This is a genomic window from Sandaracinus amylolyticus (assembly GCF_021631985.1).
GTDB lineage: Bacteria > Myxococcota_A > Polyangia > Polyangiales > Sandaracinaceae > Sandaracinus > Sandaracinus amylolyticus_A.
This window is the reverse complement of sequence record NZ_CP070225.1, coordinates 1,181,859-1,204,886: the sequence shown is the minus strand read 5'-3', so window position 1 is coordinate 1,204,886 and position 23,028 is coordinate 1,181,859. Positions and strand designations below refer to the sequence as shown.

15 protein-coding genes are annotated in these 23,028 nt (G+C 72.0%); 4 read left to right on the top strand and 11 right to left on the bottom strand.

The window, feature by feature from the left end; genetic code table 11:
- Window positions 1-19: 19 nt before the first annotated feature.
- The 10 genes from I5071_RS05005 to I5071_RS04960 form a co-directional block, all read right to left on the bottom strand.
- Window positions 20-1,351 (bottom strand): PQQ-dependent sugar dehydrogenase, encoded by a 1,332-nt coding sequence (locus tag I5071_RS05005; protein ID WP_236604236.1) that lies wholly within the window; start codon window positions 1,349-1,351, stop codon window positions 20-22.
- Between the two features lie 103 nt (window positions 1,352-1,454).
- Window positions 1,455-1,928 carry a hypothetical protein gene (locus tag I5071_RS05000; RefSeq protein ID WP_236604235.1) on the bottom strand — a complete coding sequence of 158 codons (474 nt, stop codon included), beginning with the start codon at window positions 1,926-1,928 and terminating at the stop codon, window positions 1,455-1,457.
- A 58-nt stretch (window positions 1,929-1,986) separates the two neighbouring features.
- Window positions 1,987-4,491, bottom strand: a complete 2,505-nt coding sequence (locus I5071_RS04995; protein WP_236604234.1) for an FG-GAP repeat domain-containing protein — start codon at window positions 4,489-4,491, stop codon at window positions 1,987-1,989.
- A 557-nt stretch (window positions 4,492-5,048) separates the two neighbouring features.
- Window positions 5,049-5,672 (bottom strand): hypothetical protein, encoded by a 624-nt coding sequence (locus tag I5071_RS04990; RefSeq protein ID WP_236604233.1) that lies wholly within the window; start codon window positions 5,670-5,672, stop codon window positions 5,049-5,051.
- Between the two features lie 521 nt (window positions 5,673-6,193).
- On the bottom strand, window positions 6,194-6,508 hold the full coding sequence (locus I5071_RS04985; protein ID WP_236604232.1) for a four helix bundle protein: 315 nt from the start codon (window positions 6,506-6,508) through the stop codon (window positions 6,194-6,196).
- 1,068 nt (window positions 6,509-7,576) lie between these two features.
- Complete coding sequence (locus I5071_RS04980) at window positions 7,577-10,861, bottom strand: MopE-related protein (protein WP_236604231.1); 3,285 nt, start codon at window positions 10,859-10,861, stop codon at window positions 7,577-7,579.
- Between the two features lie 29 nt (window positions 10,862-10,890).
- The gene (locus I5071_RS04975; RefSeq protein WP_236604230.1) at window positions 10,891-11,361 is read right to left on the bottom strand and encodes a hypothetical protein; all 471 of its coding nucleotides are present in this window, start codon (window positions 11,359-11,361) and stop codon (window positions 10,891-10,893) included.
- 40 nt (window positions 11,362-11,401) lie between these two features.
- A complete protein-coding gene (locus I5071_RS04970) occupies window positions 11,402-14,572 on the bottom strand; it encodes an error-prone DNA polymerase (RefSeq protein ID WP_236604229.1) in 3,171 nt (1,056 codons plus the stop codon).
- Window positions 14,573-14,680: 108 nt separating this feature from the next.
- Window positions 14,681-16,591 carry a hypothetical protein gene (locus I5071_RS04965; RefSeq protein WP_236604228.1) on the bottom strand — a complete coding sequence of 637 codons (1,911 nt, stop codon included), beginning with the start codon at window positions 16,589-16,591 and terminating at the stop codon, window positions 14,681-14,683.
- Between the two features lie 263 nt (window positions 16,592-16,854).
- Window positions 16,855-18,294 carry a hypothetical protein gene (locus I5071_RS04960; protein WP_236604227.1) on the bottom strand — a complete coding sequence of 480 codons (1,440 nt, stop codon included), beginning with the start codon at window positions 18,292-18,294 and terminating at the stop codon, window positions 16,855-16,857.
- A gap of 134 nt (window positions 18,295-18,428) precedes the next feature.
- Between I5071_RS04960 and I5071_RS04955 the strand changes: the two genes are divergently transcribed.
- The gene (locus I5071_RS04955; RefSeq protein WP_236604226.1) at window positions 18,429-19,790 is read left to right on the top strand and encodes a sigma-54-dependent transcriptional regulator; all 1,362 of its coding nucleotides are present in this window, start codon (window positions 18,429-18,431) and stop codon (window positions 19,788-19,790) included.
- A 6-nt stretch (window positions 19,791-19,796) separates the two neighbouring features.
- On the opposite strand, the gene I5071_RS46810 is transcribed toward I5071_RS04955, so the two are convergent.
- The gene (locus I5071_RS46810) at window positions 19,797-20,294 is read right to left on the bottom strand and encodes a biotin/lipoyl-containing protein (RefSeq protein WP_329611134.1); all 498 of its coding nucleotides are present in this window, start codon (window positions 20,292-20,294) and stop codon (window positions 19,797-19,799) included.
- Window positions 20,295-20,429: 135 nt separating this feature from the next.
- Between I5071_RS46810 and I5071_RS04945 the strand changes: the two genes are divergently transcribed.
- The 3 genes from I5071_RS04945 to I5071_RS04935 all read left to right on the top strand — a co-directional run bounded on the left by I5071_RS04945 (window position 20,430) and on the right by I5071_RS04935 (window position 23,007).
- On the top strand, window positions 20,430-20,876 hold the full coding sequence (locus I5071_RS04945) for a flavodoxin domain-containing protein (RefSeq protein ID WP_236604225.1): 447 nt from the start codon (window positions 20,430-20,432) through the stop codon (window positions 20,874-20,876).
- Between the two features lie 99 nt (window positions 20,877-20,975).
- Complete coding sequence (locus I5071_RS04940; RefSeq protein ID WP_236604224.1) at window positions 20,976-21,425, top strand: hypothetical protein; 450 nt, start codon at window positions 20,976-20,978, stop codon at window positions 21,423-21,425.
- A gap of 58 nt (window positions 21,426-21,483) precedes the next feature.
- Window positions 21,484-23,007 (top strand): response regulator, encoded by a 1,524-nt coding sequence (locus I5071_RS04935; protein ID WP_236604223.1) that lies wholly within the window; start codon window positions 21,484-21,486, stop codon window positions 23,005-23,007.
- Window positions 23,008-23,028 lie beyond the last annotated feature (21 nt).

Below are 23,028 nucleotides of genomic sequence, written 5' to 3'. Positions count from 1 at the left end.
CTGACGGCGCGACCTTATCTCACCGGCGCTCGCCCACCCACTGCACGCGGTAGATCCGCCCGTTCGTCTCCTCGGTGAACAGCAAGCTCCCGTCGGGCGCGATCACCACCCCGACCGGCCGTCCCCACACCCGCGGCACCTCGGGATCGAGCAGGAATCCGTCGAGGAACTCCTGGTAGCCGCCGCGCGGGCGTCCGCTCTCGTCGAAGGGCACCAGCGCGATCCCGTACCCGGTGCCGAGCCGCCGGTTCCACGATCCGCGGAACGCGACGAACGCCGATCCGCGGTACCGCTCGGGGAACGTCGCGCCGTCGTAGAACGCGATCCCGAGCGCGGCGCTGTGGGCCTGGAAGAGCACCTCGGGCGTGACCGTGCGGCGCGCCTCCTCGGGGAGTGGGCGGCGCGCGAGCCTCGGGTCGCGGCGATCCGGCGCGAGGTACACCCACGGCCAGCCGTAGAACTGCCCGTCCTCGAGGTGCGCCAGGTAGTCGGGCACCAGATCGTCGCCGAGCTCGTCGCGCTCGTTGACCGTGGTCCACAGCGCGCCGGTGCGCGGATGGAACGCGAGCCCCACCGGGTTGCGCAGCCCCGACGCGAACGTGCGGCGCCCGCTTCCGTCGAGCCCCATCACCTGCACCGACGCGCGCGGCAGCGGATCGGGATCGGCGTTGCTCTGCGAGCCGATCGAGACGTAGAGCTGCGACCCGTCGGGCGACACGACGACGTTGCGCGTCCAGTGCTGGTGGTAGCCGCCGCCCGGCAGCTCGGTGATGCGCTCGCCCTCGCCCTCGAGCGCGCGCTGTCCCGCGCGGTAGGGCCAGCGCCGCACCTCGTCCTGGTTGCCGACGAAGAAGAAGCCGCCCGCGAACGCCATCCCGAACGGGATGTCGAGGCGCTGTCCGCGATCGTCGTCGGCGAACACCGCGCGCTCCTCGGCCGCGCCGTCTCCGTCGCGATCGGCGAGCAGCGTGATGCGGTTCTCGCGGGTCTCGGTGACGAGGATCTCCCCGCTCGGCGTGATGCGCAGCCAGCGCGGCATCGCGAGGCCGTCGGCGAGCACGTTCACCTCGAAGCCCGCGGGCACGCGCAGCCGCGCATCGGCCGGAGGATCGACGACCTCGGGGCGCTGCCGCACGTCCTCGGTGTCGCTCGGCGGCGGGAGATCCTCGAGCGCGATGTGGAACGTGCGCGGCTCGAGCGCCGTGGTGGGGACGAGGCGCGCGGTGCGCGGGGGCCCGGGCGGCGGCGCGCTGGTCTGCGCGGGCGTCCGCTCGGGTGGCGGCCTCTCCGGACGCGACGAGCTCCCGCAGCCGAGCAGCGACACGATGGCGATCGCGGCGAGCGCGCGCATCGCGACCACATGAGGCCGGATGCCGCACGGATCAAAGGCGGAGATCCGCTCGCGCGCAGGTCCCTACCGTCCGGGGCCTGCGGGACGAGCACTCCGGCGAGGGTCAGCCCGCGATCCACGCGAGGAGATCGACCAGCCGGGTCGCCCCGAACACCGCGCCGCCGAGCAACGACAGCACCGCGCCGAACGCGACCCAGGACGGCGCGTCGCGCAGCGACGTCGCGCCGCCCGCGCCGAACACCACGAGCCAGAGCCCCGCGCTCAGCGCGCCGCCCGCGACGACGATCGAGCGCGGGTGGTAGTAGCCCGCGTCGAGGTGCGACATCGACAGGGCGCACGACACGAGCCCGATCGCGATCAGCGCGGCGCCCTGGGCCCGCGCGACGATCGCGCCGCGGCGTCGCGCCTCCTCCAGCTCGATCACCGTGCGTGCGCTCTGCGCGCGCTGGCGTGCGCGGCGTCGCTCGTCGTCGCGGCGCTCGAGCTCGTCGGGTGAGTCGGCGCGGCGCACCACGACGCCGCGCGGCTTCCCGGGCGGGGGCGGCGCGGGGCTCCGGTAGGGGTCGCGCGAGCGCACGGCGCTACTGTACGCCGTGACGCTCGCGCGTCATTCCCGTCCCGCTCGTCCGGACGGGTCAGGCGCGACGGCGCCGTGCCGCCAGGATCGCCCCGAGCACCAGCAGCACCGCGAACGGACGCGCGCCCGTTCCCGCGCCGCCGGCGGTGCAGCCACCGCTCATCGTGCCGCCGTGGTGCATGCCGACGCCGCCGTCCGGCGCCGCGCCGATCCCGCCATCGCCGGTCGCCGGCGGCTCGCACGAGAGCCCGTCGTCGACCTCGCCGTCGCAGTCGTCGTCGCGCCCGTTGCACGACTCGTCGCCCGCGTGCTCGTCGATCTCGCCGTCGCAGTCGTCGTCGACGCCGTTGCAGATCTCCTCGGTCGCGTGCTCGTCGATCTCGCCGTCGCAGTCGTCGTCGCGACCGTTGCACGACTCCATCTCGGCGCGGCACGCGTGGCCCGCGGAGAGGATCGTCGACCAGTAGCGCGGCTCGATCCATCCGCCCGCGTCGGTGAGCTCCTCGAACGTCACCGCCGCGCCGAAGCCCTCGCCGTTCGACCGATGACAGCGCCACCCCGCGCCGGCGCGCGCGCACACGTCGTCGAGCCCGTCGCCGTCGAAGTCGGCGAGGCGGATCGTCTGGTAGTGACGCGCCTGCGACCAGCCCGAGTCGTCGCTCCACTCGGGGCCGCTGCGCTGCACGAACGCGCTGCCGTCCCACGCGAAGCAGGTGACGCCCGCGTTGGCGCGCGCGCAGAGATCGTCGGCGCCGTCGCCGTCGAGATCGCCGACCCGCAGCGTCGCGTAGTTGGCGATGTCGCTCCAGCCGCTCGCGTCCGACATCGGATGCACGATCACCGGCTCGCCGAAGCCGCTCCCGGTGCCGCGCACGCAGCGCAGATCCGTCGAGCTGCGCGCGCAGAGATCACCGCGCCCGTCGCCGTCGAAGTCGACGAGGCGCAGCGTGCTCCAGTAGCGCATCGCGCCCCAGCCGCTCTCGTCGCTCCACCGCGGGCCCTCGATGCGCGTGTCGAACGCGTCGCCGCTCGAGCGCCAGCACTCGACGCCCGCCGCCGCGCGCGCGCACACGTCGGCGCGACGATCACCGTCGAGATCGCCCATGCGGATCGTCCCGTAGTGCTTCGCGGCGCCCCACCCGCTCTCGTCGCTCCACCGCGGGCCCTCGATGCGGCGATCGAAGCGCGCGCCGTCGGAGAGCCAGCACCCGAAGCCCGCGCGATCGCGCGCGCAGAGATCGTCGCGCCCGTCGCCGTTCACGTCGGCGAGGCGCAGCGTCGTGTAGTAGCGGGGCGCGCTCCACCCGCTGTCGTCGGAGAGCCCGGCGCGCCACGTCGTGTGCGCGCCGAAGCCGGAGGCGCTCGAGAGCGCGCAGATCACGTCGGCGTTCGAGCGCGCGCACACGTCGGCGCGTCCGTCGCCGTTCACGTCGCCCATGCGCAACGTCGCGTAGTTCGTCACGTCGTTCCAGCCGCTCGCGTCGCTCCACGGGATCGCGGCCCAGGGCGCGCTCCAGCCGCTCGCGCTCGCGGTCCAGCAGCGCACGCCGCCGTAGCCGCGCGCGCAGAGATCGGCGCGCCCGTCGGCGTCGACGTCGGTCGAGCGCGGCGCCGCGTACGCCGCGGGCTGCTCGTTGAGCAGCGCGACCTCGCAGAGATCGCCCTCGTCGGTGCGCGAGTCGCAGTCGTCGTCGCGACCGTTGCACGACTCGGTGACGGGCTGCGGCGCGTCGCACGCGCCCCATCCGCCGCCCGAGCACGCCTGGGTGCCCGCGCCGCACGCGCTCGAGCACGCGCGCGTCACGTTCTCGTCGGTGCGTCCGTCGCAGTCGTCGTCGTCGCCGTTGCACGACTCGGCGGCGGGCGTGCAGCGCGGCACGACCCAGAACGTCGCGCCCATCTCGTTGTAGACGTTGCGCGTGTTGTCGCGGTAGTGCGCGTAGCGCTGCGAGAAGCACGAGTAGCTCGGCGCGCAGCCGTTGTAGTAGTGGGTGACGGTGCGGATCCAGGGATCCCACCGCGCGTTGCCGACCCGCACGCCGTTCATCCACGCGATCGCCTGGGCGCGGGTGTCGACGCCCGAGATGTACGCGCTGCGGATCACCATGCCGGCGACGAAGTCGACCGCCGCCTGGGTGTTGCCCGCGATGCTGAGGATGCGGTTGCCCTCGCGGCGCAGCGTGTCCTCGAAGGTGCCCGCGTCGAACTGGAACATGCCGAGGCCGCCCTGGCGCGCCGAGCAGGGTCCGTCGCCCGCGCCCGCCACCACCGGTCCGCCCCCGCAGTCGCTGCTGTTGGGCCCCTGGCAGGCCCAGGTGAGCTCGCGCCAGCAGTGCGACATCTGGGTCTCGGCGTCGGCGATGCCCGCGAGCAGCCAGCCCTGGGTGATGCCCGACGCGTAGGCGGCATCGCGGATCTGTCCGGCGCGCACGCGACGCTGCGCGGCGGTGAGCTCGGACGCGACGACGCCGACCTCGCCGTCGCTCATGGCCATCGGAGCGCGTGGCTCGTTGGTGCAGGCGGCGAGGACGACGCAGAGGATCGAGATGGAGAGAGCGCGCATTCGAGCGCGCACTACTCAAGCGACGTGCCGCGCGACGAAGCGCGGAACCGAGCGCCCCTGCGGCGTGCAGGCCGCGCCGGGCGCGCGGTGACGCGACGAGGCGGCGCGCGCCCGGCGGGCGGAGCGTCCGGGAGTTGATCGCGGTGCGGACCCGGGACCGCGTCATTCTGCAGTTATCAGGAATGATGCGTTCAGACGCCCGATGGAGCTGGTAGGGGCTCGGCCGGGCTGGTGGGACGGCGCGTGGGGCTGGTGGGACGGTCGTCGGGCTGGTGGGACGGCTCGTCGGTGTGGTCGGAGGGCTCGTCGGGCTGATCGGCGCCCTCGTTGGCCCGGTCGGAGCGCTCGTCGGCGTGGTCGGAGCGCTCGTCGGCGTGGTCGGAGCGCTCGTCGGCGTGGTCGTGAGCGTCGTCGGCGTGGTCGTGAGCGTCGTCGGTGTGGTGGCGAGCGTCGTCGGTGTCGTCGCGAGCGTCGTCGGTGTCGTCGCGAGCGTCGAAGCGACGAGGCCCGAGCCGCGTGCGCGCGACTCGGGCCTCGATGTCCGCGCGAGCGCGCGATCACTCGGTCGGTTCGGTCTCGCGATCGATCTGGCGGATGTGGATGCGGCGGTACTGCGGCGAGCGCGCCCCGTAGGCCTGGCGCACCACGTTCTTGAAGTGGAGGTAGCGCTCGTACGCGGGGCCGTACGCCCTCGCTCGCGCGTCGCGCGCGCTCGAGAGCTGCGCATCGGCGGCGACGACCTCGCCGAGCTCGCGGATCACGTCGGGCGCGAGCGTCCCGAACGCGCCGGCGAGCTCCTCGCGCGCCCACTCGGCGCCGCCCTCCGCGCGCTCCTCCAGCGTGTCGAGGAGCGCCTCGATCGCGAGCAGCCGATCGGTGTCGGTGCGCAGGGTCTTCAGCGTGTCGGGCGTGCTGAGCTCGGAGACGTAGGCCTTCGCGATCGCGCGCGCCTTGCGGAACGGCTGATCGATGCGGTCGAGCGCGGCGTGGGCCTCGCGACGCTCGGTGGCGGAGGTCGTCTCGGCGGCGGGCAGTGCGTCGTAGGCCGAGCGAAAAGCGCCGGCCTCGGGGGCGAGACGCTCGCGATGAACGCGAGCGACGGCTGGGTCGGTGTCGGTGGCGGTGGCGAGCTCTTCGCAGCGGGTGAGCAGGCGCATGAGGCGCGGATAGTCGATCTGCACGGGGACCTCCTTCGAGAGCGCGACGGTAGCGGCGCGAGGTGGCGCGAGGCAAACGACGCGTCGCAAGCGGTGCCGTGATCGAGGACTCTCGAGTCCCCGCGGATCGTGCTCGAGGGTGTGATCTCGAGGACGCGCTCGTCGCTCGCGATGGCGCGATCTCGAGGACGATCTGGGTGCTCACCGTGAGGCTTCGGTGTGCACGTTCGCGCAAGGGCGCGCTGGCGCGCGCTCGCGCTCACAGCTGTGTCGTTTGGGTCTCGGCACGCGGGCCGCTCGTGGTGGGGTTGCTTCGCACGGGCGCGATCTCGAGTCCCCGCGGATCGTGCTCGGGAGAGCGTGCTCTCGAGGACGCGCCTGAATCATCGACGCGCTCGCGATCTCGAGCCCCCGCACCCGCACTCGCCCTCGCACTCGCACTCGCACCCGCACTCGCACTCGCACTCGCACTCGCGCCCGCCCCCGCTCCCGCACTCGCACTCGCAACACGAGCCGGCGGCCTCGCGACCGCCGGCTCGTCTCACTCACCGCGTGCAGCGCACCAGCGTCCCGATGATCCGATCCAGCCGCGCGCGCATCGCGGCATCCACCCGCGCCGCCCCGAGCGCCTCGATCACGTCCAGGCACGCGCTCACCTCCCGCGCGCTCCCGAGCGCCGTCAGGTTGCGCAGCCGTCGGTTCCCGCCGCGCACGCCGTCGGCCTCCGCGAGGTTGAGCGGCACGCTGATCGCTGCCCGCTCGAGCTGTCGCGCCAGCTCCGCGCTGCGCGGCTTCACCGCCTCGCCGAGCCGCGCTGCATCGCGCACCAGCTCGACCGCGTCCGTGTAGATCCTGAGCATCGTCGTCTCCGCGCCCGCCTCGAGGTTCGACTCGCGTCCGTGCGAGCCGACCCGAGCTCGGGTGCGCAGCACCCCCGCAGGCGCGCGGAGGCGGGGTCGGGGCTCGCGAAGCGACCGCGGAGCGAAATCGATGGCGAGCCGCTGTTTGCTCGCTGTCGATTTCGTGGAGCGGCGGGCCCGCAGGGCCCGGCCTCGACGCCGCCGAGCACGCCGGCACGCTCGAGAAGCCCGAGCGACCCACTCCGGCCTCCAGGTGGCGTGCTCTCGAGGACGCGCGCGTCGCGCTCGAGAGCGTGATCTCGAGGACGATCTGGGTGCTCACCGTGAGGCTTCGGTGTGCACGTTCGCTCGAGGGCGCGCTGGCGCGCGCTCGCGCTCGCGCTCACAGCTGTTTCGTTTGAGCCGTGTCGAGCGGGCCGCTCGTGGTGGGGTTGCTTCGCGAGCGCGCGATCTCGAGTCCCCGCAGAACGTGCTCGCGGGCGTGATCTCGCGGACATGCTCGTCGGCTTGCGGTGAGGTGATCTCGAGAACGATCAGGGTGCTCACCGTGAGGCTTCGGCGTGCACGTTCGCTCGAGGGCGCGCTGGCGCGCGCTCGCGCACTCGGACGCTCACTGCGACGCTCGTTCGATCTCGCTCCGCGCGCTCGCCGAGCGATCCGTGACCGCACGTCCGCGCGCCCTCCCCGATCTCGCGCAACAGCGCGCACACGCGCGCAGCGCGGTGCTACACGCGAGCGTCCGGGCCGCGGCGAAGCGCGGACCGGTCGCGAGCCATCTCACCCCAAGCCAGCGAGACGGCAGAACCGCGGTACCGGGCGGGGGGTGGAGGGGCCGACGCCCTCGTGCGACGGGGGCCGCCGAGGCCGACCACAGACTGATCGAAGCATCGCGGCAGAGCGCGAAGCGCGCGCCGCGATGCGACCACCGCGTCCCGACGCTCGCGCCCTCTCATGACAGCAGCCCGGGAGCACACAGGGCGGCGGCCCCTCCACCCCCCGCCTCACGCCGAAGCGCCTCCGAACGTCTCCAAGGCGGCCCCTCCACCCCCCGCCTCACGCCGAAGCCTCTCACGGCAATCCACGCACCGGGATCACCACTCCGCGACCCAATTGCCCCGTGTCGTCGTCGCCCCAGCACATCACCCGACCGCCCGTCACCAGCGCGCAGTTGAAGCCCCAGCCGGCCGCAAGCGCCGTCGCGCCCGTCACGCCGACGACGCTCACCGGCGCGAAGGCACCCGCGCCGGTGCCGTCACCGGTCGCCTCGCCGCCGCCCCAGCAGCGCACGGTGCCGTCGGCCACGATCGCGCAGGTGTTCTCGCTGCCGGCCGCGAGCGCGCGCAGCCCGGTGAGCGCGGGCCCCGTCGTCGGTCGCGCCGCGTCGACCATGCCGCCGTCGCCGAGCTGTCCGGCGCCGTTCTCGCCCCAGCACGACACGCCGGCGTCGGTCGCCACGCACACGTGCCGGGTGCCGACCGCGAGGCGCGCCGGCGCCGACGCGAGATCCATCACCGGCATCGGCACGCCGTTCGACCCGCCGATGTCGCCTCGCCCGAGCTGACCGCTGACGTTCGAGCCCCAGCACCACAAGCCGCCGGGCTGCACGCCGCACGCGAAGCCGCTGCCGAGGGCCAGCACGCCGGTGTCGATCGCCACCTCGATCGGCGTCGAGGAGTCGACGCCGCCCGGCAGGAAGCTGGACCCGCCGCCGCCCCAGCAGAAGACGTCGCCGTCGCTCTCCGTCGCGCAGCTCGTGCCCAGTGCGGCGTCGACCGAGGTCACCGTGCCGAGCCCGCCCACCACCGGCGCCGCCGTCGAGCGCACGACGAGCGTGCCGTCGCCGAGCTCGCCCTCCGCGTTGTCGCCCCAGCACCAGACCTCGCCGCCGCGCAGCGCGCAGCTGTGCCGCCACCCGAGCGCGATCGCGCTCGCGCCCGTCACGCCCGCGTCGACCGGCCCCCACGCCGGGCGGCCCGCGGGCACGCCGAGCCGCCCCTGGCCGCTCGCGCCCCAGCACCGCACGGCGCCAGAGACGATCGCGCACCCGTGCTGCGCGCCGGCGGCGATCGCGGTCGCGCCCGAGATGCCGGCGACCGGCGCCGCGAAGCGATGACCTCCGTCGCCGACCGCGGGCGAGCCGCGCTCGCCCCAGCACACCACGTCCCCCGTCGCACGCCGCACGCAGGCCGCCTGGCCCATCGCGATCTCGACCGCGTCGTCGATGCCCGCGACGGTGAGCGGACCGCGCCCGATGCCGTTGCTCACGCCGTCGCCGACCAGCAGCCCCGAGCCCCAGCAGCGCACGTGGCCGTCGGTGCACACCGCGCACGTCGCGGAGGAGCCCGCCGCGATGTCGGCGACGTCGCAGCCGACCGCGACGGTGCGTGGCGCCGACGCGGTCGAGATGGTGCCGTCGATCAAGCCGCCCGAGCCGCTGCCCCAGCAGCGGACCTCGCCGGTCGCGAGCAGCGCGCACGCGTGCAGCGAGCCGAGGTCGAGCTGGCGCACCCCCGAGAGGCCCATGACCAGGCCGGGCACGTGCGTGTCCCCGACGGTGGGGCCACGGCCGAGCTGGGCGGCCGCGCCCCAGCACCACACCGTGCCGTCGCGGCGGCGCGCGCACGCGAAGCTGCCGCCGGTGTCGACCGAGACCGCGTCGTCGATCCCGATCACGTCGATCGGCGTGTCGCTGCGCCCGACCGGGCCCGCGCCGAGCTGGCCCGACCCGTTGACGCCCCAGCAGCGAAGGCGCCCGTCGCGCAGGCGCAGGCACCCGTTCGAGTAGCGCAGCGAGGCCTCGACGACGTCGCTCGTGCCGGGCATCGGCGTGCTCGGCCCGAGGCGGTCGGGCCCCTCGGGCTCGCCGAGCGAGGCGCCGCTGCCCCAGCACAGCAGCGCTCCGTCGCTCCGCACGCCGCAGCTCGACGATGGGCCGACCGCGAGCTGCTCGAACGCGAAGCCGCCGGTGACCGCGACCGCGCCGGGGCGCGGACCGGTCGTGCCGTCGCCGAGCTGTCCCTCGTCGTTCGCGCCCCAGCAGTACGCGGCCGTGCCCTCGAGCGCGCACGCCTCGTCGTCGGGGCCGACCTCGATGGTGCGGCGCGGCTCGCAGGTGCCACCGTCGCACGCGTAGCCGACGCCGCACCACGCGTTCATCGCGGGCAGCGGATCGGCGGTGCCGTCGCAGTCGTTGTCGCGCCCGTCGCAGACCTCGGGCGCGCCGAGGAACGAGAAGCGATCGGCGTCGTTGCAGTCGTCCTTCGGGAAGCCGGCGGTGCAGGTCGCGGCGAGCGGGGCGTGCCCGTCGCGATCGCCGTCCTCGGCGAGGTCCTCGCCGCCCGCCGCCGCGCCGGGGAGCGTGCAGTCGGAGTCGATGCGATCACAGCGCTCGTCCGCGCCGGGATGGATGGTCGCGTCGCCGTCGCGGCAGTCGTTGCCGAGCGCGACGTGGCCGCTGGGGATCACGCAGTCGAGCCGGGTGACGGTGGTGCCGGGATCGCCGTAGCCGTCGCCGTCGGAGTCGCGGTAGTAGGTGCGCGAGCCCGCCTCGTCGATCGCGCCGTCGCAGTTGTTGTCGATGCCGTCGCAGAGCTCGGTGGCCGCGGGATTGCGGAGGCGCACCGCGTCGTCGCAGTCGGTCGCGTCGTCCTCGACGTGCCTCGCGGGCGCGTTGCACGCCATCACCGGCGTCGCGCCCTCGCGGCCGTATCCGTCGCCGTCTTCGTCGGGGTAGTAGCTGCGGAGCGCGCCTTCGTCGCTGAGGCCGTCGCAGTCGTCGTCGAGGCCGTTGCAGGTGTCGGCCGCGCCTCGATGAGCGGCGACGCGCGTGTCGTCGCAGTCGGAGCCGCAGTGGCGGGTGTCGGGCGCGTCGTTGCAGCACTCGCCGTCGGGGAAGCCGTCGCCGTCGCCGTCGCGGACGCCGAACGTGCGCGGATCGCAGTCCTCGTCGTGATCGCTCGCGTCGCAGACCTCGGGGTTGCCGGGGAAGCGGTTGCGATCGCCGTCGTCGCAGTCGTCGCCGCCGCACGCGATGGAGTCGCGGCCGTCGTCGTCGTCGTCGGCGTCGAGGTCGCAGGGATCGACGCACGCGTCGGCCTCTTCGTCGCACGCGTCGCCCTCGTCGCAGGGCGAGGTGCCGCTCGTGCAGGCGCCGCTCACGCAGCGCTCGGCGCCGTTGCAGAAGAGGTCGTCGTCGCACGCGACGTCGGAGGTGCACTCCGGAGCCTCGCCCGCGTCGTCGTCTGGCGGCGACGATGCATCGGGCTCGGGCGGGGAGCTCGACGGGCCGCCGCACGCGGCGAGCAGGACGACGAAGAGCGGAACGAGCGGAGACGGGCCGAGCAGACTGCGCATCGCGTCCGAGATGGTACCGGGATCCGCGCTCAAGCTCCCCCGCGTTGCATCACGGGGGCGCGCGGAGCGGCGTGGCCCGCGCGCGCGAGCACGTCGTCGAGCATCCGACCGAGCGCCGCGAGGCGCTCGCCGCGACGCTGCTCGAGCCACGCCCTCGCCTCGTCGGGCGAGCTCACGAACCCGCTCTCGTACTGCGGCTTCTTCTGGAGCCAGCGCATGACCGTGAGCGCGCCGAGCGCCGCCGCGTTGGGCGCGACGAACGCGACGTAGGGATCGTAGCCGGGCTGCTCGGTGCGCTCCGCGAGCGCGGCGCGGCGCTTCGCGTCGGGCAGCTCGAAGCGACCGAGGATGACGACACAGGCCGCGCGCTTGCCGATCGTGCGCGACCAGGTCGCGAGCTCGTCGAGGTGCGCGAAGTGCTGCGCCCAGTCCTCGTCGGACATCTCGCCGAAGTACCAGACCGCCAGCCCGCGGACGGGATCGTGCGCGTGGACGTACATGAGGACGCAACGTGATCCGGGTCCAGCTCTGGATCACCGATCAATGGAAGTCGCGCGATCGCGGCACCTCCTCGAGGCTCTTCAGCATGCGCTCGTCCTTGCCGAGATCGCGCAGGACCTCGGCGATGACGTGCACCACGCCCTCGGCCGACTGGATGCGCCCTTCCACCTCGAGCAGCGACGCGGTCTTGCCGATCACGTCGAAGCGCTCGAACACGTCGCGCCAGATCACGACGTTCGCGAAGCCGGTCTCGTCCTCGAGCGTCATGAACGTCACGCCGGTCGCGGTGCCCGGTCGCTGTCGGCAGATGACGATGCCCGCGTAGCGCACGCGCGCTCCGTCGCGCATCGACGCGACCGTGCGCGCATCGGGGATGTCGCGCGCCGAGAGCGCCTCGCGGAAGCGCTCCATCGGATGGCCACGCGTGCTGTGCATGCTCGCGCGGTAGTCCCACGAGATCGACTCGCCGCGCCCGAGCGCGCGGAACTTCGCGCCCTTCTTCGCGTGGGGCGCGTCCATCACCGGGAGATCGCCCTCGTGCTCGGTCGCGAGCGCGCGCACCTCCCAGATCGCCTTGCGTCGATCGAGCCCGTAGCCCGCGAGCGCGCCCGACTCTGCGAGCGCCTCGTGGGCACGGCGCGACAACCGAACGTTGCGCACGAACGCCGCGAGGTCGTCGATCGCGTCGTGGCGCGCCCACGCGCGCTCGAACGCGGTCTTCTCGCGCGTCCCGAACCCGCGCACGTAGCGCAGCCCCATGCGCAGCGCCCAGCGCGGCTCGCCGGTGACGTGCTCGAGCGTGCAGTCCCACTTCGATCGCCGCACGTCGATCGGCAGCACGCGCACGCCGTGGCGCTTGGCGTCCTCGATGATCGTCGACGGGTGATAGAAGCCCATCGGCCACGCGTTGAGCATCGAGCACGCGAACACCGCGGGGTGATGGCACTTGAGCCACGCGGTCACGTACGCGATCAGCGCGAAGCTCGCGGCGTGCGACTCGGGGAAGCCGTACTCGCCGAAGCCCTTGATCTGGTGGAACACGCGCTCCGCGAAGTCCTGGGGGATCCCGTCGGCGACCATGCGCGTGATCAAGCGCTCGCGATGCGCCTCGATGCGCCCCTTCGAGCGCCACGCCGCCATGTCGCGCCGCAGTCGATCGGCCTCGCCGCCGGAGTAGCCCGCGCACTCGATCGCGAGCTTCATCACCTGCTCCTGGAAGATCGGCACGCCGAGCGTCTTCGCGAGCACGCGCTCGAGCTTCGGGTGCGGGTACGTGACCTGCTCGAGCCCGGCGCGGCGGCGCAGGTACGGATGCACCATGTCGCCCTGGATCGGCCCCGGTCGCACGATCGCGACCTCGATGACGAGATCGTAGAAGGTGCGCGGCCGCAGGCGCGGCAGCATCGCCATCTGCGCGCGCGACTCGATCTGGAAGACACCGACGGTGTCGCCGCGCGAGACCATCTGGAACGTCGTCGGATCCTCGGGGGGCACGGTCGCGATCTCGAGATCGATCTCGTCGTGATCGCGCAGCAGATCGAACGCGCGGTGCACCACGGTGAGCGCGCCGAGCCCGAGCAGATCGACCTTGAAGAGGCCGAGGTCCTCGACGTCCTGCTTGTCCCACTGCACGACGGTGCGCCCTTCCATCGTCGCGGGCTCGATCGGGCACAGCGTGTCGACGGGCTCGCTGCCGAGGAGGAACCCGCCGGGATGGATCCCGAGGTGGCGCGGGAAGTCCTGGATCTGCCGCACCAGCGCGAGCAGGTGGCGCACCGCGGGGATCTCGAGATCGAGCCCCGCGTTCTTCATCGCCTGCTCGTCGATCGACACCGCGTACACGTCGAGCGTCTTCGCCGCGCGATCGAGCACGAGCTGCGGCAGATCGAGCGCCTTGCCCACGTCGCGCAGCGCGCTGCGCGCGCGATAGCGGATGAGGTTCGCGACCATCGCGGAGTGGCGGCGCCCCCAGCGCTCGTAGACGTACTGGATGACCTCCTCGCGCCGCTCGTGCTCGATGTCGACGTCGATGTCCGGCGGCTCGGCGCGCTCCTTCGAGAGGAAGCGCTCGAAGAGCAGATCCATGCGCACCGGATCGATCGCGGTGATGCCGAGGCAGAAGCAGACGATCGAGTTCGCGGCGCTTCCGCGGCCCTGACAGAGGATCCCCTGCTCGCGGCAGAACCGGACGACGTCCCACATCGTCAGGAAGTACCCGCCGTAGTCGAGGTCCTCGATCAGCGCGAGCTCCTTCTCGATCTGCGCCATCGCGTCGTCGGGCACGCCCATCGGATAACGACGTCGCGCGCCGTCGAGCGTCAGCGCGCGCAGCCATCCCTGCTGGGTCTCGCCCGCGGGCAGTCGCTCCGCGGGGTACACGTAGCGGATCGCGCTCATCTCGAACGTGCAGCGCGCCGCGACCTCGAGCGTGCGATCGACCGACTCGGGATCGTCGATGAAGAGCGTGCGCATCTGCGCGGGCGTGGGCAGCTCGTGCTCGGCGTTCGCGCGCAGGTGCGTGCCCGCGGTGGTGAGCGTCACGCCGTGGCGGATGCACGTGAGCACGTCCTGCAGCGGCTGCCGCGCGCGCGTGTGATAGAGGACCTCGATCGCGGCGACGGTCGGGATCGCGCGACGTCGTGCGACCTCGCGCAGCGCGTCCTCGAGGTCGCGCTCGTGGGCCTCGAAGTGCCGCGTGATCATCGCGTACACGCGGCCCTCGAACGCGTCCGCGATGCGCTCGAGCGAGCGCGCATCGGGCGCGAGCGCGATCACTCCCTCGCCGACCTCGCAGAGCTCGTCCCAGGTGACGCGCGCGAGGTTCTTCGCCTCGGCGCGCGCATGACCCTTCGTGAGCAGCTGCGTGATGCGCGCGTAGCCCTCGCGGCTCTGCGCGAGCAGCACCACGCGACGCGTGCCCGGCAGCGTCCCGCTCGTGGTGCGCGCATCACGCGGCGCATCGCGATCGAGCACCGTCACCTGCGCGCCCACGATCACGCGCTGCGGGCCGTGCGACCCTTCCGCGGACGCGAGCTCCTTGCCGCGCACGTGCGCCTTCACGATGCCGTACACGCCGTCGCGATCGGTGATCGCGATCGCGGGCAGCGCGAGCTGGTGCGCACGGTCCACGAGCTCCTCGGGATGGCTCGCGCCCTCGAGGAACGAGTGGTTCGTCTTCACCCAGAGCGGGACGTACGGGGCAGGATCCACGGGTGTGGATCGGATCCACTGACTGAACAGAAGAGCAGTGTCAATGGACGCGAAAAAGGCCGGTGAGCGCGAAGCTCACCGGCCTTCTTCGTCAGGGTCGACGCTGCTTCAGATGCAGGTCGGGTTCACGCAGAAGTTGTGCGGCGCCTGCGGATCGACACCCGCGGGGATCGACGCGAGGCGACGATTGCGCGTCTCCTCGTCGATGCCCTCTTCGTTCGCACCGACCGCGTCCTCCCACGCCCGGTCGTCGCACGTGTCACCGAGCAGGCCGGCGCTCGTGCAGTCCGAGTCGTTCATGCAGGGCACGCGGCAGGTGCGGTCCGCAGCGTCGCACGCGAGGATCCCCGAGCGGTTCGCCGGGTCGAGACCCGGGCACTGATCCGCCGCGGCGGGGTCGCAGAAGTCGCCGATCGAGCCCGGCGTGCCCGCGCCCGGGCGCACCGTCTGGAGGCACTCGAGGCGGATGTCCGAGTTCGTCGTCGGGCTGATGCCGGCGAACGAGATGCGCTGACCGGTGTCGCCGCAGAGCTCGGCGATGTCGCTGCCGGGCGCCGCCGTCTCGGCGATCTCGTAGAACCAGCCCTGGCCACCGCTGCCAGCCGCCGCCGGGCTGATCTGGATGACCTTGCACATCTGACGCGGGACGCCGTTGACGTCGACGGTCTCGGCGAAGTCCGGGTCACGGCCGGGCAGGCCCGCGCAGGTCGTCGTGTCGCCGGTCGCCGGAAGGATCTCGAAGACGTCGCACTGGACGAAGCCCTCGGCATCCGGGTTCAGGTCGCGCGGAAGGCACGCGCCACCGAGCGCGTCGGCGATCTTCGCGATGATCGCGTCGAGCGCGCCGGCGTAGCTGTCCTGGCAGATCGACTGGATGGTCGCGCTGCCGCCCGCCTGCTCGATCGCCTGCGCGGTGCGCACGATGCGGCGCGGCGGGAACGCGACGCCGAGGCCCGGCACGTTGCACGAGGGACGAAGACGCGTCGGCATCGACGGGTCGATCATCTCCATCATGTCGGGGTGCGCGAGGATCTCCTCGTAGTTGATCGCCGCCGGATCCGGCACCGACTCGACCGGAACGCCGACGATGCCCGCGAAGATCAGCAGGTTCGGGTTCTGGCGGAGGCCGAGCAGACCGCTACGACCATCGGTGCCGCGGACGTAGCGCTCGACCGGGTGGACCTGCGCCGGGAACGAGAAGCAGCGCAGGTTGAGGTCGACCGAGCTGAAGTCCGGGCTGCCCGGATCGAAGAGCGCCGGGTTCGGCGTCGAGCAGTCCTCTTCGTCGGTGACGAGGATGACCGCGAGCGCCGAGTTCGCGCGGATGAAGCCGTCGTTCGCGCCGCCGGGGCCCGAGTGGCCGAGCGTGCTGTTGTGGAAGAAGGGCGGCACGTAGTCCCCGACCGTCCAGGGCTGGGGCGTCGCCGGCGAGAGCGCCTTGAGGACCGCCTCGAGCTGCTGCTCGAAGCCGCAGCCGCCGGTGCCGGTCGTCGCGACGCACGCGACGTCCGTCGCGAACGTGTCCGGGTTGTCGCGGTCGCGCTGGAAGTCGAAGACGTTCGGGTACGTCGCTTCGCAGCCCGGGATCGACGTGCGGCCGCGCGTGATGAGCACGCCGTCGTCGCCCGCGTTGGCGCCGAAGAGGCCGCCGTCGCAGGTCGGCACCTCGAAGCCACCGACGCCCATGTCGCTGGTGACGACGCCGATGTGCAGCGAGCGCACCGGCTCGAAGTCGTCCGGCGTCTCGCCGTCCTGCGTGCGGTCGCCCGACGCGAGCACGCGCACCAGGCGCGGCAGCTCCTCGGTGAGCGAGGCCTGCTCTTCCGCCATCGAGTTCGAGTTGTCGATCATGAAGAGCAGATCGACCTCGTCGACGCTCTCGACGCGGATGTTGTCGCCTGCTCGAGAGCGCGTGCACGGGTTGACCGGTTGGAGCGAGCGCTCGAAGCAGCCCACCGTCACCACGCCGATCGCCGCGATCACGAGCGCGGTCCCGATCTTCCTCCGACGAAGACCCATCGAAATCCTCCAGAAGCTCCCCGTGCGACGCGACGTTCCAACGCCTCGCGCCTCACGAGCGGGCCAACGATACAGTCCCGGTGTCGTCCCGATCAATGCCTGGAGGCCACGACCGAGCGAGACCGGGGCACGCCCTGCGCAAGGTCCGATCCATCGCGCGCCCGCGGCGAATCACGGGAGATCCACGCCGAGAAGCACGAAACCCGCGCCAACTCGGTTGACACCGAGCGGCGCGGGCCGGGCGATCTCGTCACGCCGATCGCTCAGGGACCGGTGGGCGTCCCGCCGTCCTCCTCGATCGTCGGGGGGGCGCCCGCGTCGCGCGGCGTCTCGAAATAACACGACGCCTCCACCAACGCGCCGAGCGGCGGGCGCGCCGCGTCGGTGAAGACGATCTGCGGGCACTCCTCGCTGTCCGCGTAGAAATAGCCCTCGCCGGTCGAGCCGTCCGCGGCGACCTGCTCGACGACGCACACCGCGCGACCGTCCTCGCGCGCGCTCTCGGTCTGTCCGCGCGACCGATCGCAGGCCTCGCCCTCCGCGAGCGTCACGCGGAGCTCGCACTCGACGCGCTCGCCGACCAGCGGGATGCGCCGCGGCAGGCAGAACTCGCCGATCTGCTGCGCGATCGCGTCCGTCACCTGCTCGATCGCGGGCCCGAAGTCGTCCGAGCAGATGCTGTGCAGGACCGCGTGCTCGAAGTGGCTCGCGACCTCGACGATGCGTCTTGCCGGCGTCGCGTCGCCGTTCTCCGAGGTGCATGCCGCGGTGGGGACGAGCCGGTTCATCGAGTCCGTGCGCTCGCCGTAGCTCATGCGCGGATCGGCGAGGATCGTCGCGGGGCTCGCGCCCGAGAGATCGAGCGGTAGGCCGGTGATCGCACCGAAGACGAAGCTCCCGTCCTCGCGCCCCGCCGCGAGCGCCGTCGCGAGCGCGTCGATCGAGCTGAGCCACGCCGGGCTCGCACCGTTCACGCCCATCGCCGCGTCCTGACAGAGCACGTTGATGCGCGTGGTGCGCTCGAACTCCGCGTAGAACTGCTCCGGCTGCGCGAGCGAGCAGTCCTCTTCGTCGGTGAGCACCAGCACCGCGAGGATCGCGTCGCTCGCGGGAAATCCGCCGGGGACCTCGCTGCCGCGCTCGATCGCGCGCGACGCCGCCCCGAGCTGCTGCTCGATGCCGCAGCCCATCAGGCCGAGCGAGTCGACGATGCAGCCGATGCGCGCCGAGAACGCGCCCGCGTCGTCGCCCGCCTGGTAGACCTGGAGGCCGAGCTGCGCGTCGCTGCACGACGCCGCGCTCTGGTACTCGCCGTCGTCGCCGTGCCCTTCGCAGCTGCCACCGCCGGTCGGCATCGGCGCGCCCGAGGTGCCCATGTCGGTCGTCACGATCGCGACGCGCAGGCGCTCGACCGCGCCCCAGTCGGGCTCTCCATCGCCGTCGTCGTCGGGCGGCGAGGTCAGATCGCGCACGAGGTCGGCGATGCGCTCCTCGAGGATGTCCTGCTCCTGGCCCATCGAGCCCGAGTCGTCGACGAGCAGCACGAGATCGACGTTGCGATAGCCGCCGATCGTGAGCCGCACGTCCTGAACGTTGCCGAGCCGCGGCGTGATCGCTCCCGTGCGTCGCTCGAAGCAGCCCGTCGTGATCACCAGCGCGATCAGGACGGACACCACCGCCCCGAGCCGATTGCCTGAATGCATCGCTCCACCTCCCGACGATCGGCGTCGCGCAGCCGCGCCCCGGTCGCAGCTCTCGCGCGACCTCGCCGTCGTCGTGCTGCGTCGTCGCTCCGCGCCGGGGTTTCCAACGCGCGGTTGGACTATGCTGCTCGCGGATGAGCGCGCGCGTCCTGGTCGTCGACGACGAGGAGAACCTGCGGCTCGTGCTTCGCACGATGCTGCGCAAGCACGGCTACGAGGTGGAGACGTGCGCGAGCGCCGAGCAGGCGCTCGAGACGATCGAGAAGAGCGCGCCCGACTTCGTGATCGCCGACGTGCGCATGGGCGGCATGAGCGGCATCGAGCTCACGAAGGAGCTCAAGCGCCGCGGCGCGGACGCGGTCGTGATCGTGATGAGCGCGTTCGGCTCGGTCGATCTCGCGATCGAGGCGATGAAGGCCGGCGCGTACGACTACGTGAGCAAGCCGTTCAAGCAGGACGAGGTGCTGCTCGCGCTGCGCAAGGCGGAGGAGCGCGAGCAGCTGCGTCGCGAGAACCAAGCGTTGCGCGCAGAGCGCGCGGAGGGCGCGCGCTTCGAGACGATGATCGGCCGCAGCGAGGCGATGCAGCGCGTCTTCCGCGTCGTCGATCGTGCGGCCGAGGTCGCGACGACGGTGCTCATCCAGGGCGAGAGCGGCACCGGCAAGGAGCTCGTCGCGCGCGCGCTGCACGATCGTGGTCCGCGCAAGAGCAAGCCCTTCGTCGCGGTGAACTGCGGCGCGATCCCGGAGTCGCTGCTCGAGAGCGAGCTCTTCGGGCACAAGCGCGGCGCGTTCACCGACGCGACGAGCGACAAGACCGGCCTCTTCGAGGCCGCGCACGAGGGCACGATCTTCCTCGACGAGATCGGCGAGCTCCCGCTCGCGCTCCAGGTGAAGCTGCTGCGCGTGCTGCAGGAAGGAACGCTGCGGCGCGTCGGCGAGACCAAGGATCGCAAGGTCGACGTGCGCGTCGTCGCAGCGACGGTCCGCGATCTCGAGAGCGAGGTGCGCGAGGGCACGTTCCGCGAGGACCTCTTCTACCGCCTCAACGTGCTGCCGCTCACCGTGCCTCCGCTGCGCGATCGCAAGGACGACGTGCCGCTGCTCGTCGATCACTTCGTCGCGCGCAACAACACGCGGCTCGGCACGCGCGTGCGCGGCGTCGACGACGCCACGCGCAAGCTGCTGCTCGCGTACCACTGGCCGGGCAACGTGCGCGAGCTCGAGAACGTCGTGGAGCGCGCGATGGTGCTCGCCGAGCGCGACGTGATCGGCGAGGTCGATCTCCCGGAGCGCGTGAAGCGGAAGGAAGACGCGCGCCTGGTCGCGCTCGCGAGCGACGAGCTCTCGATCAAGAAGACCGCGCGCTGGATGGAAGAGACGCTGATCCGTCGCGCGCTCGAGCAGACCGGCGGCAACCGCACGGCGGCAGCGAGGCTGCTCGAGATCAGCCATCGCGCCTTGCTCTACAAGATCAAGGACTACGGCATCCGCTGAGCGCGCTCAGCCGAACGTCACGAGCAGCGCGCGTCCCTCGACGCTCGCGCCCTCGCTCACGTGCACCTGCGCGATCGTCGCGTCGCCCGGCGCGCGGAGCTCGTTCTCCATCTTCATCGCCTCGACGACGACGAGCGCCTGACCCGCCGTCACGCTCTCGCCCGCCGCGCAGAGCACGCGCACCACACGGCCCGGCATCGGCGCGCGCAGCTCCTTTGCGCTCGCTCCGCCGCCCGCGCGCTTGCGATCCGCGCGCGCACGCTCGCTCAGCACCTGCGCCACCGCGCGCGCCGCGCCCGCCGCGAGCTGCACCTCGTCGCCGCCCGCGCTCGCCACGATCACGTCGTGCACGCGCGTCCCGAGACGCACGCTCACGCCGCCCGGCACCGGCCGCACCTCGGCGTCGACCTTCGCACCGTCGAGCGTGACCGCGATGGCTCCGCTCGGCGCGATGGTCACGTCCACCTCGCGCTCACGCCCGTCGATCGTGACCCGGTACTTCATCGCGGCGCGGACCCTACTCTCCGCGTGCGCGTCGCTCAAGCGTCCGATCGTCCCATGCACGTGATGCCGTCGCGAGTGACGCCGATCACGATCGGTCCTTGAGACGATCTCGCGGCTACCCCATCATCGGCCGCCGTGAAGATCTTCATGATCGTGGGGAGCGAGTCGGGCAACGCCGAGATGGTCGCGGACGTGGTGAAGGACACCCTCGACGCGCTCGGCCACGAGACCGCGATCTTCAAGGAGGGCGGCCTCGCCGACGCGGATCTCGCCGCCCGATCGATCGTGCTCGTGATCACGTCGAGCACCGGCATCGGCGACATCCCGCAGAACATCGAGCCCTTCTTCGACGAGCTCCGCGATCAGCGCCCCGATCTCTCGCGCGTGCGCTACGGCCTCGTGGGCCTCGGCGATCGCAACTACAAGGACAGCTTCCTCGGCGGCCCGAAGAAGTGGGACGCGCTGCTGACCGAGCTCGGCGCCCACCGCATCGGCGATCGCCTCGAGCTCGACGCGACCGACAATCCCTGCCCCGACCAGGACGCCGCCGATTGGGTGCGCGGCTGGATCATGCAGTTCTAGAGCACGAGACTGGCCCCGGGCGCGCTCGCGGAATACCTTCGGCCCGCGCGCCCGTTCGGCGTCCATCCGCTCATGCGATCGATGCGTCCACTCGCCCTGATGTCCCTGCTCGCCGTGGCCTCCTCGGGCTGCGCCGCGCGGATGATCCCGAACACCGACGTCGAGGACACCGACGACAACCGTGAGGTCGTCGAGTTCGTCGAGCAGTACCGGCACGCGATGGAGGCCCGGAATCCCGGGCAGATCCTGCGCCTCGTGTCCGAGAGCTACTACGACGACAACGGCACGCCGACGACCGAGGACGACATCGACTACGGCCTGCTCCAGGAGCGCGTCGCGCGTCTCGCGGAGGACGTGATCGAGGTGCGCTACGAGATGCGCTATCGCCGCGTCACGTTCCGCAGCGATCGTGTGGTCGTCGACTTCACCTACACCGGTCGCTTCAAGGTCCAGACCGCCGAGGGCGAGCGCTGGGCGCGGCGCCTCGCGGACAATCGCCTCGAGCTGGTGCGCGAGAACGGCGAATACCGGATCGTATCCGGGCTGTAAGGCTGCGTTCCTCGTTTACGGCGAGACCGGACCTCGCGTAGGATCCGTGACTCGCTGAATGGCCGGCCCGGGCGACAAGAAGCAGCTGGGGAAGATCCTCCTCAAGCAGAAGCTCGTGACGCCCGGTGAGCTCGACGATCTGCTCGATCAGCAACGTCGAAGCCCGGGTACACGCCTCGCGTCGGCCGCGATGCGATCGGGCAAGCTCGAAGAGGTCGATCTGCTGCGCGCGCTGAGCGAGCAGCACGGCGTGCCGGGCATCGATCTCTCGCAGGTCGTCGTGCCGACGCAGAACCTGCGGCTCGTCCCGATCGACGTCGCGCGGCAGTCGCTCATCCTGCCCTTCTCCGTGAAGGACGAGGAGATCTTCCTCGCGATGGCCGACCCCGACGATCGGCGCGTCATCGACGAGATCGAGTTCGTCACCGGGCGCACCGTCCATCCGTACGTCGCGCTGCACGATCATCTCGCGGAGGTGATCGACGCCGCGTACCAGCAGCTCGATCGCGGCGAGCCGCACTACGTCGGGCCCAACGCGCCCGCGGAGTACCTCGAGTCGCTGGGCATCCGCAGCGCCGCACCGCCGCCGCTTCGAGCGCGCGCACGCGCGGTGATCGGCAGCGACGATCTCGACGCGCAGGCGACCCCGCCCGGCGTGCCTCCGCCGCGGCGCATCACGAACGCGGGCACGCGCCCCGGCACCCAGCCGGGCACGCGACCCACCGAGCGGCGCCTGCCGACGCTCGATCCGGTGTTCGACTCGCGCGTCGGCCCGCTGCCGAAGGAAGAGATCGCGAGCGCGCTGCGCGCCCCCGATCGCGTGAAGCGCGTGCTCGTCGTCGACGACGAGGACGACATCCGCCGCATGCTCCGCCGCGTGCTGCAGGAGCGCGGCTATCAGGTGCTCGAGGCCGCGAAGGGCAGCGACGCGCTGCAGATGGTGCGCGAGCACGTGCCCGATCTGATCCTGCTCGATGCGATGCTCCCCGAGATCCACGGCTTCGACATCTGCCGTCGCATCAAGGGCAGCCAGAAGTACGGGCACATCCCGATCATCATGCTGAGCGCCATCTATCGCGGATGGCGCTTCGCCGAGGACTTGCGCGAGTCGTACGGCGTCCAGGTGTTCCTCGAGAAGCCGTTCAAGATCTCCGACGTCACGCAGGCGATCGAGCGCGCGCTGGAAGGCCACACCGGCGAGCGCGACGAAGACGAAGAGCTCTCGTCACAAGCGTCCGACGCGCTGACGTCGGGCATCGAGGCATACAAAGCCGGGAACATCGACGACGCCATCGCACACTTGCGCAGAGGTGTGGGGATCGACCCGCTTTCCTTCCGCCTCCACTACCACCTCGGATTGCTGTACGGTCGGCGCGACAATCTGTTCGAGGCCATCCACGAGATGGAGACCGCGGTGGACCTCGCGCCGCGCAACTTCGCAGCCCTGAAGAACCTCGCGGTCCTCTACCAACGAGCAGGCTTCAAGCACCGCGCGATCGAGATCTGGGAGCGCGCGATCGGCAGCGCCCCCGACGAGGAGACCAAGCGCGGGATCAAAGAACACCTGATGAGCCTGCTCTAACGGCCCCGTTGACCCGCTCGC

What these genes read in the sequence shown, in the direction of transcription:
- I5071_RS04960 (WP_236604227.1), bottom strand. Translation starts at nt 18,294, where the DNA reads ATGCATTCAGGCAATCGGCTCGGGGCGGTGGTGTCCGTCCTGATCGCG.
- I5071_RS04940 (WP_236604224.1), top strand. Translation starts at nt 20,976, where the DNA reads ATGTCCCTGCTCGCCGTGGCCTCCTCGGGCTGCGCCGCGCGGATGATC.
- I5071_RS04995 (WP_236604234.1), bottom strand. Translation starts at nt 4,491, where the DNA reads ATGCGCGCTCTCTCCATCTCGATCCTCTGCGTCGTCCTCGCCGCCTGC.
- I5071_RS04935 (WP_236604223.1), top strand. Translation starts at nt 21,484, where the DNA reads ATGGCCGGCCCGGGCGACAAGAAGCAGCTGGGGAAGATCCTCCTCAAG.
- I5071_RS04985 (WP_236604232.1), bottom strand. Translation starts at nt 6,508, where the DNA reads ATGCTCAGGATCTACACGGACGCGGTCGAGCTGGTGCGCGATGCAGCG.
- I5071_RS05005 (WP_236604236.1), bottom strand. Translation starts at nt 1,351, where the DNA reads ATGCGCGCGCTCGCCGCGATCGCCATCGTGTCGCTGCTCGGCTGCGGG.
- I5071_RS04980 (WP_236604231.1), bottom strand. Translation starts at nt 10,861, where the DNA reads ATGCGCAGTCTGCTCGGCCCGTCTCCGCTCGTTCCGCTCTTCGTCGTC.
- I5071_RS04965 (WP_236604228.1), bottom strand. Translation starts at nt 16,591, where the DNA reads ATGGGTCTTCGTCGGAGGAAGATCGGGACCGCGCTCGTGATCGCGGCG.
- I5071_RS46810 (WP_329611134.1), bottom strand. Translation starts at nt 20,294, where the DNA reads ATGAAGTACCGGGTCACGATCGACGGGCGTGAGCGCGAGGTGGACGTG.
- I5071_RS04975 (WP_236604230.1), bottom strand. Translation starts at nt 11,361, where the DNA reads ATGTACGTCCACGCGCACGATCCCGTCCGCGGGCTGGCGGTCTGGTAC.
- I5071_RS04955 (WP_236604226.1), top strand. Translation starts at nt 18,429, where the DNA reads ATGAGCGCGCGCGTCCTGGTCGTCGACGACGAGGAGAACCTGCGGCTC.